Consider the following 16,465-nt stretch of genomic DNA (forward strand, 5'->3'; position numbering starts at 1 on the left):
AGGACTAGCGGTACGCCGGCCTACTGGGCGGGAAAGATTAGCGCTGAAACGATTAGCGCTGAGCAATCCACTTCTCGGCGGAGGTGCCCAGAACCTTCAGCACGCGGCCAACCTGCGGCTCGGCAGCGGCGGCAATCTTCTTGCCCACCAGCGGGATGGAGCAGGAAACCTCGCCGTTGACGTCCAGACGCGTCTTGTCGCCCTCGGGAATCAGGTGCTGGGTGGCGCTGGCCGAAACGGGAATACCGTTGACCTTCACCTCGGTTGCGACGGTGCGCGCACCGTCAGCCGCGGGGGCGCTCACGTTGTCCACCTGGGTCATGGAGACGCCGTTGCCCACGAACTTGCGGGCGATATCCGGAACGCGGTCGGCCGGGATGGTGCGCTCGGTGGTTGCGGTGAACTCGGCGGAGGTGTCACCGGAGACCGAGAAGCTACCGAACTCAACGCCCACCTCGGAGCAGACGAAGCGTGCGAAATCCTCGCTGGAGAAAGCCTCGACGACCTGGTCGACGCTAGCATTGATGACGGTCGATTCCTGAACTGCCATGAAATTTTCCTTTCGTAGTGCGCGATAAACCCCGCGCATCATTCCTCTCTAGGATACGGTGCGCGGGGTTTCGCAACCTAATAATACGATGCGAATTCTGCCGAGAATACGCCGTGGGCAGATAGCGGCAACGGGCCTATACCCGCAGGTCACCGCGTTCTCGGTCGGAGGTTCGCGTGCCGGTCTAAGATGCAAGACTCAGGGGCGTCTTGCACGAATAGGGGAGCGGACCGAAATATTCAGCCCGTGCTGCTAGGCGCCGGTACTGGGCGCTTACTAGGCGCTGGGAGCCATGGCGTCGATGCGTGCCATCTCGGCCTTACCCGCACGGTGCGCGCGAACGGCCTGCTTGCAACGGCCCCAGAAGGAATCGCGGCGGTGAATCTTACCGGCCAGCAGGTCGTGCAGCTCCTCACCCAGCTGGGCCGCGGAGATTTCCGGAGTGGAGACGTAGGGCTCGGCGGTGCGGAAGAGAGAGGGGTTCGACAGCGCCAGATCCAGCTTGTGGAAGAGGTCCTCGCGGCTCTCCACCACAACGGCGTGGCCGCGCTTCTCCATCAGAGCGGTGAAGGGGACCTGATGGTTATCGACAACCTCGTCAAACTCCGCGCGACGCGGAACGGCCAGGGGCAGAGCACCGGTGCGGCGCGCATCCTGGATGGAACCGGGGCCGCCCTGAACCAGCACAACGCTTGCGTTGGCGTAGTATTCCAGCAGCTCGGCCGCGGGAAGAAGCTTCAGATTATCCGCGTGCTTAATGGGCGCGGTGTGGCCATGCTGCACGAGGCAGGTGACCTGCGGGTGAGCCTCAAGGTAGGCCTCGACCCAGCGCAGAAGACGGTCAAAAGTGTGAACGTCGGTGCCAAGAGAAACCACCAGATCGTATGTCTTCGTCGGGATGCGAACCGGTGCGACAGCGGGGGTAAATACAGGCAGGTCGAACTTGGCGGTATCGACACTGACCTGGGGGAAGTTCTGAATAGACATCGCCTATTCCTCTCTATGTATTTATCGGTAGTAACCCCGCATATCCGATGCAAAAATCCGGAGGGCATCGTATGGATATACGTGGTGGCGTCGTGCCGGAGAGAATGGTGAGTAATCCCCGCATACGCTTCTCTGACGAGTGGTTAGTTCGTGTGGATGGTGAGTCCTCAGCGGAGCGCACGACCTTTATGTATCTGTATGTTTAATAAATACTATACCCCGAAAATAATACCCTCTATGCACTGGAAGGTATTATTTTCGGGATAGGTTAATCACTCTTAAAAAATGGGGTGAATTACGCGAGAATCGGGGAAATTCTTCTGCTGTTCATCGCTCTGAACAATGATGCGATCAGCAATGGTGTACAGCATTTTACCCGTCATCGTCGGCAGAGTCGGGCGGTCAAAACACTCGATGTACAGGGTCTTTACCCGGAAAAGCTTCGCCGCAATAAAGAACGGGACCGCGACACCCGCACCGGCGGAAACCACCGCATCCGGACGTTCCTTCGGAAAAATTCGAAACGCCAAGAAAAGGTTGCGAATAGCGTTCTTAATATTGCGCGTCGTCGGATAGTACGCCCAATAAGTCTTCTCAGCGGCCAGCGAGGATTCCACGTCGGGCTGCTTAAAGCTAACCCACACGCGATCGTAATCCTGCCAGGCGGCGGCGGTAGCCGTCAGGTGCTTCAAATGGCCACCGCTGCTGGAAACCAACAGGAGTTTGGGCCGAGCCTGGGCGGAGGTTGCCTCAGTCATAAGTATTCTCCTAATACCCCACAAAGGGAGAAACAAAAATGTGATGAGCGGTCGGGGCTCGACAAACCGGAATCGCCGAGCCCCGCACCATAGAGTGAATACCCGCGCGGGTGCGCCCCGACGCTACTCGCGGTCCAGGAAGACCGCCAGGGAGGTGACGCCCTCCAACTGCTCCAGCTGCTGGAACAGCTCACGCACCGACTTCAGCGAAGTAGCTGCGGTGACCGGAACCAGGGCCAGGCCGGCAGCCTGCACGAAACGCAGCTGGGTGGACAGGGGAGTGGCGGTGCTCAGGCTGATGACCAGCGGAGCCTCGCTCTTGGTCACCATCGATTCGGGAGTGTAACGGGTCAGGTCCTCGCGTACCGAAGCGTAATCGGTGAAGCGTGCGTACTCGCTGGGCAGGACGCGCTTCAGCATCTGGTACAGGTGCTCCACGCCGCGGTCGGTGCCCGGCAGAATCACCACGCCGGAGGCGCCGGCGCTCTTGATATCACCATCGGGAGCACCCACAGTGCGCAGCAGCATGAAGGCATCGTTCGCCTCCGAGGTCGAACCCAGCTCGTGCACGGGGATACCGGCATCCTGCAGGCGGTCAGCGTAGCCGACGTTGCGCATCATGCGGTCTCGGCCGTACGCCAGAACAAGGCCGATCAGCAGACCCGCCACGGCGCCGACAACACCCAGCTTCACCGGGCCAAGAGCCGAGGAAGAAGAAGGAACCTGAGCCTGGCTCATCACGCGGCCACCGGTAGTAGAAGTCAGCTGAATCTGAGCGCGACGCTCCTGCAGCTGGGATACCAGAGCGTTACGGTTCGCGTCCCCCTCCGCGGCGGCAATCTGCTCGTCCAGCTGCTTGGTTGCCGAGTCCACGCTGCTCTTGAGCGCATCGGAACGGACCTGCAGGTAGGAGTTCGCCATCGCGTTCGCGTAACGTGCGGCGTCGTCCGGGTTGGAGCGGGTGACCTCGATATCCAGCACCGAGGTCTGGGAGGTGCCGGTCACCTTCACGGAGTTCATGAGGCGGCTGGTCAGCTGCGCCTCGGAGAGAGTATCGCCCTCGCTAATCAGGGTCTTAGCAGCCTGGGTAGCCACCTCACGAGAGGAAGCCACGCGAGACTCGGTGGCAATGTCGACCTTGGAGGAGTTGGCGCTACCGGTACCGGCCGGGTCCACCACCATCGGGTAGACCACCAGGGAAGCCTTGGCGGTGTACTTGCCGTTGGTCATGTAGCCGTAGGCCGCACCGGCCAGGGCGAACACCACGACCGATACCAGGATCAGCACGGGATGACGAAGAATACGGCGAACCTGGCTACCCAGCGTCACCGAGGAACTGTGAGAGGTGTTATCCATGAGGACATCCTTGGAAGAGAAAACGGACACTAATATCGGAGAAAGTTTGGAAGGTTAGGAGGCGGCGGACTTCGCGCGGCGGGCCGACAGGAATCGCTCGATGCCCAGCGCCTTGCGGAAGCGGAAGAGCACACCGCCGTACACCGGCACCAGAAGCACCACGTACACAATCACGCCCAGCACGCTCTGCCCCAGCAGAAGCAGCGCCACCAGCGCACACGCCGTGGGTACCGCGGCCCCTAGGAACAGCGAGGGAGCCATCTCACGCCACGAGGCGCGGATACCCACCAGGCGGAACACCTGATAGCTGGCCAGGAACGTATCGATGAGCAGAGCCGAAGACCAGGCTGTTACCGCACCGTACAGCCCCCACACGGGAACCAGGGTGAAGTTCAGGACCACGGCCACAGCCAGCGAGGACAGCTTATTCAGCAGCTGCCAGCGGCTCTTACCGCTCATTAGCAGCACCGACTGCACGCCACCGGCACTCATCGAGAGCATCGCCGCCGGGCAAATTACCCAGAGGATGCCCGCGCCGGACTCGAAGCCCTTACCGAAGAAATGCAAGAGCACGGGTCCGAAGAACGCCAGGGACAGGTAGAAGGGCCACGACAGAGCCGTCAGCACACGAGTGGTGGACAGGAAGATATCCCGAGCTCGATCCAGCTGGCGGGTCGCCAGCGCCGCGCTAATCGACGGACCGGTCACCACGCGACCGGTGTGCTCAATCATGGTGCCCACGCGGACGCAACGGTTGACCGCGCCGTAGACGCCGCCGGCGGCCGCACCCAGGAAGGCCGTCACCACCAGCACGTCAATCCACTCCAGGATTGTTTCGACCACGGTGGCCACGCCTCGGGCTGAGCTGAAGCTCCAGAAAGAACGGAAAGTCTCCTCCGGGGAATCCTCGGAAGGCAAGACCTCCACGTGTTCCTCATTCGGGAAGGCACGCTCCAACAGCCACAACGCCACAATAGCGGTAATCGCCACCGGAACGGTCCAGGCATACACCAGGTCCATCAGCTGACCCGAGAAGAGCACCACCAGTCCCACCGCGCCAAAGCGCAGCGTCGGCAGCAACACGTTCTGGAGCATCGTAAAGGTCACCACGCGGTGCAGACCGCGCAACGCCCCGAAGAAAACCGTCATGAGCGCCGCAACCAGCACAAAGGCCGAACTGACGCGCATAGCCGCTTGATACTCGGGAGCCATCGGCACCAGGGACGAGTACACGTACACGCCCACAACGAGGAAAACCGACGTCACCAGCGAGGGCACGAGGCCGTAGCGGATGAGCTGCGGGAGCAGCCCGTAGCGCCCCAGGGCACGCTGCGCCGAGATGGTGCGCACCAGACCGGTATCAGCGCCGAAGGTTACGAGCGAAATCGCGATGGCGAAGAGAGCCATAAGGCGGAAGAACTCACCCGAACCTGCCGCGCCAATACCGTTGGAAACCACCATTGTGGTCACGAACGCGATGCCGGCACCGTAGATTACGCACAGCGAAGCTAGCGAACCGCTCTTGGCGAGGCTGGGCTGCTTCTTGCCCTGCGCCGGCTTTGCCGTCTGAACCGCGCTCGCGGGGGTAGCCTCGCTTGTGGTTCCCTCCTGCACCATGCGGCGAGGCCCGCCGCGATGTGCACCACCCGGGCGCGCATCTGCGGATGCGGCCGAAGCAACGGCGGGGGAGGACCCGAGGAGAACCGAATCGTCCCCGGCAGGCGCGAAGCCCTGAGCGGGAGGCACAATCGACAGGGCCGTAGTGGCCGGGAAACGACCCGAACGGATGTCGTCCACGGTGGGGGCGAAATCGTACCCGTACTCTTCGGCTAGCGCGACCTCCTCGGCCAGGGTTTCCGCCTCCTCACGCAGGCGGGCCCGGCGGCGGGGGTGCTCGCCTCCCGAGGTTATCTCAGCGGGATTCGTCACAGGCCCTCACCCTCCCGAATTGAACGGAGGCAAGCCATCGAGGCGAGCAGCAGGATACTCAACTGCGCGATATCGAAGCTGTAGAAGATGAAGACGACGCAACTAGCCACCGGCAGACTGTGCAGCCAGTATCCCGCCGCGGTCTTCACGCGCGCCCCCGCCACCACCGTGCCCAGGATGAAGAGCAGGAACAGCGCCAGACCCACAAAACCGAAGCAGAACATGAGGGTCCACAGGTAGCCCTGAGTACCCATCGACACGCCGATGCTCGGCTCCATGCGAGGGGTTCCATAACCGATGATGGGGGACTCGAGCGTAGCCTTCCACGTAGCCCGGTATAGGGCAGCACGTCCACCCGTCGAATCGGAGTAATCCTGTCGACCCAGAATGTGGTCCACAGTACCGGAGGCGAAGAGAGCCACCACAACGGCCATGATGGCCGCGACACCGATACCCACGGCGCGCCAATTAGCGGCCAGGAATTGACGCAGCAGCACGTAGGCGGCGCTGATGCCCAGACCAATGAACATGCCTCGGTTACTGGTAGCAATCGCGGGGACCGTGGAGAGGGCCATCGCGATGAGTAGCGCGATACGCGTCCAGATGGAGCGCAGACGCAACAGGCAAGCGAGCATCACCGGGGTGAGTAGCGTGTAGGCCAGACCCCAACTATTGGCGTAGGGGAAAGGCGCGGAGGGGCGCACATACGCTTCGGGGGCACCCCAGGGGCGCTGCACCTCCGCCAGGGGAGGCAACATATAGTCGCGCACGAGCGGGTTCTGCATGAAGCCCGAGGGCATGATGAAGCTCATGGGGGTGCGCAGACGGAACTCGGGGAAGAACACGCCGCCGTAACCGAGCACAATGAGCGTGCCCCACAGGGTCGCCAGGCCGCCCAGCAGCCTGTTGAGGCTGATGGAAGACCGAGCGTTGTAGTAGTAGAGGGCGTAGACTCCGGCGCTGAGGATGTTCACGAAGCGCAGACCCCAGCCGATAATGTCGGTGGAACGGGTCAGTGCGAGCGCCGCAACCACGACCCACAGGCTAAATGCGGCCCACACCCACATCGGGCCGGGCACCCGCACATTACCTCGGATGATGAGGTAAAAGAGCATGACGGCGGCCAGCACAATCGGAGCGATCTGCAGGACGCCCAGCGCCCACAGCGCGGGGAAGCCGTAGAGCAACGTCATGAGCGGCCAAGCCGGCAGCTTCTTCTGCGCGACCGGCTCGGGACGCAGCCGCACCCGGGCGCGCGCAATCGCGCTGGGAAGCCTCGTCGAGGAGTCCTTCAGCACGAGTGGTGAGGCACCCGGATAGGAGGGAACGGATGAAGTAACCATGTCTGTGCGGTATCCGGGTTAGAGGCCTCGGCCAGTCTTCTGGACGAGCTCGAGCAGGGTCGCGGGCTTAATAATGCCGGTGGAGACCACGTAGGCGGCCCAGGCACGCAGCTGCTTGGGGTCGCGGCGCAACGCGGCGCGTGCGTAGGCGCGCGCCTCCTTATTGTTGCCCAGGGATGCCTGAGCGTACGCGACCTGACCGGCAATGCGGGCAAGGCCCTTGGGATCCTGCTCGAACTCGGGGAACTTACGCAGGATGTAGGTCAGCCCGTCCACCATGGACTGCCACTTGCCCGAGAAGAAGGAGGGACGATCCCAGAGCACCAGAATCAGCGGCTCGGGCACGCTCAGGATATCGCCGGTGCGGGTCGCGCGCAGCAGTAGGTCGTAGTCCTCGCCGTAGGCGGCGGGCAGTTCCTCATCGACCAGGCCGATGCGGGCGGGTTCACCGTCGACACCGAGCAGATCTTCGCGGGAGTACAGCATGGCGGAGGGGTGAATCTCGGTGATGCGCGAGCGCAGGAAATCCGCGAAGGTTGCGCGCTCGGGTGCCAGGCGCACGATGTCCTGGCCGCCGGAGCGCACGATGATGCCCGAGGAGATACCCGCGGCCTCGGGGTTTTCGCGCCAGAGGGCAACCTGCTGGGTGAGCTTGGAAGGCATCCAGTAGTCGTCATCGTCGCAGAAGCCAATCATGGCGCCGGTCGAGGCGAGGATGCCGCTGTTGCGGCCGCCGGCCAGGCCGCCGGTGCGGGTGTTGGAGACGATCTTCAGGGCACGGTTTTCGCCGACCTCGATGTCTTCGAGGCGGTCGGGCTCAACGCGGTCGAACACGACGATGACCTCGACGAAGCCACGGTAGCTCTGGTCCAGGATGGAGCGCACGGCCACACGCAGCAGCTCGGGGCGCTTGCCGTTGGTCGCGATGACGGCGGAGACGGCGGGGTTGCGAGAGGTGAAGTGCATCATTGGTCTTTCTCCTTACTCGGCGGGGGTGGACAGGCTGACGTACTTGCGGCGCATAGACACCAGAATCGTGGCGGCGTTGGCGAGCAGCAGCAGGGCGTACACGACCACGAAGAGCGGGCCAAAGCCGAGGAAGATGTAAATCCAGCAGAGGGTTCCGGCGTCCATGTGCAGGTTGACGAAGGAACGCAGGGGGCCGCCGGTCGGGGGAGCGGCGGTCTTGCGGTTATTGCGCAGCTGCTCGGCAAGAATCTGGCTCATGAAGTGGCCCGCGGTGAGAGCGGTGAAAATCATGGGCATGGCGATAAGCCAGCCGTTGAAGGCGTGGGACCCGCTGAAGGAGTAGTGCGCGGGGTACAGGAAGAAGGAGAGCAGGGTGGCCATGTGCACGGAGGGCACTCGAATCGAGTCAACCACGTGGTCGAGCCATTCGCCGGCGGGGGAGGATGCGCCGGTCACGCGGGCTACCTGGCCGTCGGCGGAGTCCAGGCCGTAACCGAGTGCGAAGAGCAGGGCTACGCAGATGCCCACACCTACGGAGGGCGGGCAGGCGATGAGCACGATAAGACCGGCCGCGGAGCAGGCGGCGGAGATGGCGGTGACTCCGTTGGGAGTGATGCCCAGGGCCACGGCGGCGGCGGCAAAGTAGCGGGCGACGCGACGGTTGACCCAGCGGGTGTAGGCGGGCACGCCAATACCGGGCTTTTGAGCGGCCTCCAGGGAACGCAGGGTGCTGGAGAAGGTGGTGGCGAATCCCGATGAGGGGGTTGAATTCGGGGTGTGAGGTGCCTCGGAGGTGGACATGCACAATTCCTTTGAATCGGTGAGAGGAGTGAAGGAGAGCGAATTACTCCCTTTCGGGATGGGCGCGAGAAAGTCCGGAAGTCTCGCCTAAGAAATGAGTGGTTAGCTCCTTTTCTCAGTACACCACTATATCGATATTTTACAACGAGATAAAGCGGAAACCTTCTCGCGGGATAGGTGTCTAGCAATATGTCTTAAAACTCACTGACTAAGCCCTTTGGTGTATTTTCCCTTGTGTGAAGAGGGATATGCGCCGGTCTATTTGAGCGGTACGAATCCCGTTCTGGAGTGCGACTAACACCCCCGGTATATCGCTGGGGCTCGAATAATTAGATGCCTCTAATCATTTGAGAATAATTCACTCTCACGAACACGAAAAAGTATTTTATTCGCACAAATGGGGTTTGATTTTCCGAAATCATTCGGAAAATCAAACCCCATGGCGGAATCCGCAGAATGTGCCCCGCGCTAGACGGAGTGCTTAGCCTCGGCGTGCGGAAAGAGGAACGCGGGTGCCCACGCCCTCACGCACGGTGCGGACGCTGCGGCCCTGCTGAGCATTCTCAGCAGTGGCGGCTCGCTCACCGTTCTCATCGTTCTGGGCGGCAGGCTTTTCCTGGTTCTGCGCGGCCGCGGTGACGATGGCCTGCAGATCGAAGCTGACACCCGTGCGGGTGAACCAACCGCCTCGAGCGCCGTGCACCTCAACGGCGATGAGGTTCGTACCCGCCTTCAGCTGAGAAGCCGGAACCGTGAAGGTCACCGGGGTCTTCTGGGCCTGCTCGGCAGACACGCTGCGCGTCGCAACGGCGGTGTTCCAGAGGGGCAGCTTGGTACCGAAACCTGCGCGACCCACTTCCTGACCGTTGACCGCCACCGCAACGGCATCGTCCGCGTAGGTGGTCAGCTTCAGGTCGCGGCTTGCCTGATCGCGGGTGAGGTTAATCGTGGTGTAGGCGTAGATGTTGTTGTACACGCGGCTGTAACGAATCGGAACGCGGGTGTTGAAGTTACCCGCGCCCAGGCCGATGGGGGCGCGGCCCTTGTTCCAGCTGGTGGTGGCCAGATCCTCGAGAGAGAAGTGGAAGTCGTACTTCCACGCCTTCGCGCGGTTCGGTGTCCTATCGGATACAACGTAATTCCAGGTGGAGCCGTAGGGCAGGACAACCTGCTCCTTGGGCGCCGGGTCAGGCTGCGGCTCCTCGGTCTTCGGGTTCTCAGCCGTGGGGCTTGCCGTGGGAGTCTCCGCGGGGCTCTCCGAAGCGGTGGCCTCAGCACTGGGGCTCTCGGCCGGGCTCTCCGAAGGGCTGGCGGTGGGAGTCTCGATGGGGCTCTCCGAGGCGGTGGCCTCGGGGGTCGGGCGGACGGGCGAAATCTGGACTCCGGTCGAAGCCGAGAAGTTGTTCGAGGCATCCACGGCACGCACAAAGTAGTGCGCGCCATCGCGGTGCTCCACCTCGTAGGAGGTGCCCGAGACGGTAGCAATCGGACGGTCGTCGCGCAGAACCTGGTAGCGCACGGTGCCGCTATCGGCCACGGAATCCCAGGTCAGAGCGTCCTTATCGTCCTTGAGCTCCACCTTCAGGTTCTGAGGCGTAGCCGGCGGAGTCACGTCACGCTGCTCGAAACGCGCAAAACCAACGGTGTTCTGGACACCGTTGACGCCCAGGGTGCGGTGAATATCGCCACCGACCCACAGGGTGCCGGTGGAGTCCACGAAGGACTCCCAGATGCCGAAGCCGTGATCGCCCTTAATGGCGGGGGCGAATTCGGGCAGCATCTTACCGGTCTCCGGGTCGAAGGCAGCCACAAGCTTCACCGAATGAATCACGGTGGATTCGGGGAGCGGCGCACGCTTGGTGTGCGAATTCTGGTATAGGAAATCGCCGCAGTGGCAAGCACCGTAGAGAGTATTACGTTCCTTATCCAGGTGCAGATCCTGGAAGTCGCCACCTTCACGGGTAATCGCGGTGTAGGTAGGACGCATATCGCTCTTGTCGTAGCGAGAGATGAGGTGCTCCGTACCGCCAACCCAGACTCCGGATCCGGTGTCTTGAACGTCGAACTGGAAGCCCCAGACCTTCGTTTCGTGCATCAGGTCGTTCACGTTCGCACCGGCGGGAATCTCGGAGTTCTGGTAAGACCAGTTACCGCCCTTCTGGAGGTTCTCGGTAATATCTGCCACGCGGTACGCCAGGGCGCCGTTCAGCCAGGTAAAGTAACCGGCCACGTACACGTGCGAGTTATCTTTGGAAGCACTGATGCCGTTCACGGTGCCGTTAAACACCTGGCGCCAGTCGCGGTCGATGCTCACGATACCGGGCACACCATTGGAGGGGGCGCCCAGCTTGAAGCGCGCGATATTGCGGGAGTATGCGACGCCCGAGTTATCGCTCTCCTTGACGTGGGTGAAGGAGCCACCGATGTACACGTAGTCGCCCTGGCGGTGAATGGTCTTCACCACGAGCTCATTGCCCTTAATGCGGTTGGAGATGCTCACGTTTTCCCACTCGGGGGCAACCTCACCGGTGGAGGCGTCCACGACCACGAAACCCGAGAAGGGGCGGCCGTTTACCGTGGTGAAGTAGCCGCCGATTGCCAGACGGTTATTCGGCAGGGCCTCAACCGCCTTGACCTGGCCGTTGAGCGTCAGGTGGAAGTCACGGCGCAGCTCGCCGGTCTTCGGATCGAAGCCCGCGATGTTGGACTGGTTCACGACCTCGCCCGTGGAAGACTCCAGGTACTTGAAGTCACCGCCGATGAACACGGTGGAGGAGTTCTCGTCGTGCTTGACCTCGGTGATGGCCTCAACGTAGGTGTGCATCTCGTCGGTCTTGCCGCTGGAAGTCGCGGAACTCGTGCGCCAGCGCCAGGTAGCCGAACGGCTATTGGGCAGCTTACGACGCTGGCTGGCCTCGGTGCCCTTCACGCCAATTTGGGTCAGCTTCAGGTCGCTCTGGGTCAGCTTGGGGCGCAGGAACATCTGGGTGTAGCCCAAAGCGCTCTGGGTCGTACCCTCGTTGGTGTAGATGTAGGAGTTGCGCGAATCACTCATGGAGGGTTCGGAACCGTCCTGAGAGATGGGGGAATTCTTACCGTAGCGGAAGCCAATGCGGTAATCCTGCTTGGGCATCTCCTCAAAGAGCAGAGCCTTGAAACCGTTATCCTGGCCACGCAACAGGTGATCCTGCCAGGTGCCGTTGGCCCAATCCCGGCGACCGTTCTCGTTGTACGCGGAGAACTCGTCGGGGTTCTGGATTACGGTGTTGGACCAGATAGCGTCGGCACGCAGGGCCCAGGTCCACTCGGAGGTCTGACGGCGCTGCACGGTTACCTCCTGCCACTTGGTGCCGGAGGTGTTCAGCACGCGGCGGAAGCGGTAACCATCGGTGAGATCCTGAGGAGAGGTGCCGTTGAGCAGCTCGCTAATAGTGGTGCCCGAAAGCTGCACCGGGGTCGTGGCCGCGGGCAGCGAAGAGTAGGGACGAACCTGGTCCTGGTTGAGCGTCAGGCCGGAGGATGCGGGCGCCGCGGAGCTATACAGCTGAGCCGGGTCGCCCTGACCCTCGTAGCCTTCGGTCCAGCCGTCGCGGCCCTCAGCAATCTTGACCCAGCCGCCACCGTCGGTTTCCTGATCGCAGTAGAACTGGGTCGGTGCGCTCATAGCCGGGGTGTACAGCCAGTAGGCGCCGCTCTTTGCCTCGGGATTGGCCTGCTTAGCCTCCCAACAGCTGGCAGCGGCACGCTCGGAGGTGGTGCCGTTGTAGAAGGACGAATCTTTCTGAACGTTCGTCTGCTCGGCGGTCTTCTCGACCGCGGCACCCGGTGTCAGTGTGGGAAGAGCGGCGGGCATTGCCAACGCGGTTGCAATGCTGAGGCACAGAGTCGAACGAGTTATTGCGGAACGAGAAAAGCCGGACCCCGCTATCCCAAAAAGGGCTTTCATAATATCTCCAGGTGAATGCTAAAAATTGTACGAAAACGCAGCATCATTAATGCGTTGTGGGTGAGACCGGCCTGAGCTAAAACCGCGCAGACCGGCACCTCAATTAGTCCCTAGCAATCAGGGTTATTCGGGAAATCGTGGGTTGCAATCTTCCACTGACCGTTAACCTGAACGAGGGTATAGATATTGAGTGAACGCTTGGGAGAACTATCATCCTTGACGGGCTGATTGTTCTCATCGTAAATCTTGACCGAGGAAGAGTCCATGCACACTTCCAGCAGGCGTGCGGGCTGACCCTTGTACTCGGTATCGGCCATGCGGGGCGTGCCCACCACGGTGGAGGAACCCTCATAGTGCCAACCAGCCAAAGCGTATTCGGAGGCCTGCACCGCAAACTCGGAGGCGGCGGAATCCACGGCAATGTTTTCGATGGCACGAATCGTGTCCTCATCGAGGACCGCGCGAGCCTTCTCCGTGTTCTGCGCCTGAGCGTCCTCATCGCTGGTGGGCTCGCTGGTTGCCTCCTGCGAAGCCGCGGCGGAGGGAGCCGGCTTAACCTTGGAGAGGATGTCCTCGTAGGAGTTTACGAGCTCGGTGGTCTTCTTGACCTCGGCATTATCGGTGGGCACCGGAGAGGCCTTCTTCATGTCTTCAGAGCCGGTGTAAATCTCCTCCAGCTTCTGGCCGTCAGAGGAGGTAGCCTCAGTGCTTGCGGAGGGGTTAGCCTCCGAGGAACCCTGATCGGGGATGCGGCTGGACGAGGCCGAAGCCTGCGCGTCGGTAGCCGAAGAAGACGGAGCTGCGGAGGCGCTGGTGGAAGCGCTCGCCGAGGGCGTGGCCGACGAAGAGCTCTGCGCGGTGGAGTTCTCGGAAGCGCAGGCGCTGAACAGAAGCGCAGACACCGCGAGGGTGCTCAGAGCGCCGAGGCGACGGGCTTTTGAAGAACCCGCAGAGAAAAGGTTAGACATGGGAAGCCTCTTAGGTGGTTGGAGTGAGACGGTCAATATTCCGGAAGGATAATACCGCGCCCGGGGGCTCGGCCCCTAAAGGCTATCACGCCAAGCTGGGAAAATACCTGGACTTTAAAGATTGCATTTTCATAACATTTGAGAATAAAGAACAGGTATTGCTGGGTATAAACCTGCATATGAAGGAAATGTATATCTTTAGGTGAGAAAACTATGATGCATCCGAGGGAAATGCATACACTATGTGCAAAATGCCCCGGGTGAGTTGTACAACTAACCCGGGGCATTAGGGCGAATATCACGTTGAATTAAACGTTATATTACTCGATATCCGCTCTGAAAAGGGGTTATGCTGCCCGCACGGCCTGGGTACTCGCGGAATAATTGCCCGAGGTATCCACCGCACGCACGTAATACTTGGCGCCATCGCGATGATCAACCGAGTAGTGCGTGTCCGTCACCGTCGCAATCGGACGGTCATCGCGCAACACCTGGTAGGTCACTCGCTTCTCCGGCACAGCGGACCAGCTCAGCTGATCCTTCGCACCGTTATGCTTCACCTGCAGGTTCTGCGGGGTCTCCGGGGGAGTCACGTCGCGAGCAGCGTAGCGAGCGAAGCCCACGGTTTCCTGCACGCCGTTAGCACCCAGAGACTTGCTGATGTCGCCGCCGACCCACAGGGTACCGGTCGAATCCACGAAGGACTCCCACACGCCGTAGCCGTGCGCGCCGTTCATAATCGGGGCCCACTCCGGCAGCACCTGGCCGGTGTCCTTATCGAAGGCCGCGACCAAACGAATCGTCTGGGCATCCGTGGCGTTCTTCCACTCCGCATCAATCTTGGTTGCGCCCTGGTAGATGAAGTCACCGCAGTGGCAGGCACCGTAGATAGTCTTACCGCTCAGGTGCAGATCCTGGAAGTCGCCACCCTCGCGAGTAATCGCGCTGTAGGTACGCTGCATGCTCGACTTATCGTAGCGGCTAATCATGTGCTCGGTGCCGCCCAGCCAGACGGAGGTGCCGGCGTCCTGAACGTCGAACTGGAAGCCCCACATCTTACGCTCGTTCTTCAGGTCCCAGGTCTGGGCGCTGGAAGGAACGTACGAGGGATCGTGGGTCCAGTCGCCGCCGCTCTGGCGGGGATTGGTGATGTTGGCGATGCGGAAAGCCTCACCGCCGTTAAGCTGCGTGAAATAGCCGGCCACGTACACGTGGCTGTTGCCCTCGGAAGCGCTCACACCGTTCACCGTGCCGTTGAAGACCGGACGCCAGTTCCAGTCCACCTCGCCGTTGCTCAGCTTGATGCGGGCCAGGTTCCTGGAGTAGGCGTACGTGGGGGAGGTGTTACCCTTCAGGTGCGTGAAGGAGCCACCGAGGTACAGGTACCCGTCGCGGACGTGCAGGGTCTTCACCTGCACCGGTAGGGAAGAGATGCGGCTCTGAACGTGAATATCCCACTGCTTCGCCACCTGACCGGTCTTCGGATCCAGCAGCACGAAGCCGTTGTGGTTCTCACCGTTCACCGTGTCGAAGGTGCCGCCCACAGCCAACAGGCCATTCGGAAGCGCCTCAACCGACTTCACCTGACCGTTGATGCTCGGGCGGAAGGAACGGCGCAACTCACCGGTACCCACCTCGTAAGCCGCGAGGAAAGCCTGGTCGACCTTCTCGCCGCTGGCCGATTCGACGTAGGCAAAGTCGCCGCCGGTGAAGACCGCGCCGCCCACCTCGGTAATGGCCTCAACCTGGGTGTTCATCTCACCGTTCTTGCCGGTACCGGTCGTCTTACTCGTACGCCACTTCCACTTCTCGGAGTAGCTATTGGGTAGCGCGCGGCGGTTGCTTGCCTCGGCACCCTGCTGGCCGTAGTCGTGCAGACCCTTAGCCGCCAGATCGTTCTGCGTCAGCTTCGGGCGCAGGAAAATCTGGGTAAAGACCAGGGGCGTGGAATGGTCGTTCGCCGGACGGTAGATATACGAAGAAGTCCTGTTCAGCAGGTAATTCTGGAACCACCCCGTAATCCTAGCGTTCGGGCCGTAGGTAAAGCCCAGCTTGTAACCCTGCGAGGGCTTCTCCGCGAAGTACAGGGAACGGTAATCGTCCGAATAGCCGTAACGGAAGATATTGCCCTCAGTCTTATCCTGACTGTAGTAGTTGTAGCCACGGTACTGTCGCGGATGGGTAATCGAAATGTTCGACCAGTACATCGTCGCGCGGAAGGTCCAGGACCACTCGGTGCTTGCGGCACGCGTCGCCTTGAAATCCTGCCACGCGGTACCGTTCACGTTCATGGCGCGGTGGAAGCGCACGCCGTCGGGCAGATCCTGCGGACGGGTACCGTTCAGCAGCGCGTTCACCGTCTGACCCGGCAACTGCACCGCGTCAAAACCGGTGGGGTTCTGGTACAGCTGCTTGGCATCGCCACGACCGTTGTAGTTCTCGGTCCAGCTCTCACGGCCTCGACCAATCATGACCCAGCCGCCGCCGTCGGTCTCCTGATCGCAGTAGAACTGCTCCGGGGCACTCATCTGCGGGGTGTACAGCCAGTAGGCGCCGCTCTTGGCGTTCGACTTGTTCTGCTTAACCTCCCAGCAGCTGGCCGCGGCTCGCTCGCTTGAGGAACCATCATAGTAGCCGGCATCGGCGGCCTGCGCACCCGAAGCAATCGGGCCCAGCGAAGCAACCACCATCGCGGCGGAAGCCACCGCGGCGCCCCAAGCCCGGGACCTCGAACGGGACGCTACGTCAGAACTGGGGGGAACGGCGTCGCCGCCGGAGGTCAGGGAACGAGAACGCCCCCGACGCATCAACGGAAGAAAATTCATTGTCTCTCCTCAGAGACCTCAACCGGTAGCGGG

11 protein-coding genes are annotated in these 16,465 nt (G+C 61.5%); all 11 read right to left on the reverse strand.

The window, feature by feature from the left end:
• Positions 1 to 52 precede the first annotated feature (52 nt).
• On the reverse strand, positions 53 to 550 hold the full coding sequence (locus AC3E6W_RS06355; protein ID WP_049332932.1) for a DUF2505 domain-containing protein: 498 nt from the start codon (positions 548 to 550) through the stop codon (positions 53 to 55).
• A gap of 276 nt (positions 551 to 826) precedes the next feature.
• The gene (locus AC3E6W_RS06360; RefSeq protein WP_490652621.1) at positions 827 to 1,537 is read right to left on the reverse strand and encodes a glycosyltransferase; all 711 of its coding nucleotides are present in this window, start codon (positions 1,535 to 1,537) and stop codon (positions 827 to 829) included.
• Between the two features lie 278 nt (positions 1,538 to 1,815).
• Positions 1,816 to 2,295 (reverse strand): PssD/Cps14F family polysaccharide biosynthesis glycosyltransferase, encoded by a 480-nt coding sequence (pssD, locus tag AC3E6W_RS06365; protein WP_306539625.1) that lies wholly within the window; start codon positions 2,293 to 2,295, stop codon positions 1,816 to 1,818.
• A 123-nt stretch (positions 2,296 to 2,418) separates the two neighbouring features.
• Positions 2,419 to 3,651: a Wzz/FepE/Etk N-terminal domain-containing protein gene (locus AC3E6W_RS06370; RefSeq protein WP_490652622.1), complete on the reverse strand. Its 1,233-nt coding sequence runs from the start codon at positions 3,649 to 3,651 to the stop codon at positions 2,419 to 2,421.
• Positions 3,652 to 3,705: 54 nt separating this feature from the next.
• The gene (locus AC3E6W_RS06375) at positions 3,706 to 5,580 is read right to left on the reverse strand and encodes an oligosaccharide flippase family protein (protein WP_490652623.1); all 1,875 of its coding nucleotides are present in this window, start codon (positions 5,578 to 5,580) and stop codon (positions 3,706 to 3,708) included.
• Positions 5,577 to 6,923: an O-antigen ligase family protein gene (locus tag AC3E6W_RS06380; protein WP_490652624.1), complete on the reverse strand. Its 1,347-nt coding sequence runs from the start codon at positions 6,921 to 6,923 to the stop codon at positions 5,577 to 5,579. Before AC3E6W_RS06380 ends, AC3E6W_RS06375 begins: the two co-directional genes overlap by 4 nt.
• Before the next feature lie 18 nt (positions 6,924 to 6,941).
• Positions 6,942 to 7,892 (reverse strand): glycosyltransferase family 2 protein, encoded by a 951-nt coding sequence (locus AC3E6W_RS06385; protein ID WP_490652625.1) that lies wholly within the window; start codon positions 7,890 to 7,892, stop codon positions 6,942 to 6,944.
• A 12-nt stretch (positions 7,893 to 7,904) separates the two neighbouring features.
• Positions 7,905 to 8,693: a CDP-alcohol phosphatidyltransferase family protein gene (locus AC3E6W_RS06390; RefSeq protein WP_490652626.1), complete on the reverse strand. Its 789-nt coding sequence runs from the start codon at positions 8,691 to 8,693 to the stop codon at positions 7,905 to 7,907.
• A 481-nt stretch (positions 8,694 to 9,174) separates the two neighbouring features.
• On the reverse strand, positions 9,175 to 12,546 hold the full coding sequence (locus AC3E6W_RS06395; RefSeq protein ID WP_239665928.1) for a fibrinogen-like YCDxxxxGGGW domain-containing protein: 3,372 nt from the start codon (positions 12,544 to 12,546) through the stop codon (positions 9,175 to 9,177).
• Between the two features lie 203 nt (positions 12,547 to 12,749).
• Positions 12,750 to 13,607 carry an IMS domain-containing protein gene (locus AC3E6W_RS06400; RefSeq protein WP_294618468.1) on the reverse strand — a complete coding sequence of 286 codons (858 nt, stop codon included), beginning with the start codon at positions 13,605 to 13,607 and terminating at the stop codon, positions 12,750 to 12,752.
• 347 nt (positions 13,608 to 13,954) lie between these two features.
• A complete protein-coding gene (locus tag AC3E6W_RS06405; protein ID WP_306539618.1) occupies positions 13,955 to 16,432 on the reverse strand; it encodes a fibrinogen-like YCDxxxxGGGW domain-containing protein in 2,478 nt (825 codons plus the stop codon).
• Between the last annotated feature and the right edge of the window lie 33 nt (positions 16,433 to 16,465).

The sequence above is a fragment of the Rothia sp. SCPM-O-B-18226 (M350) genome, from assembly GCF_058213595.1.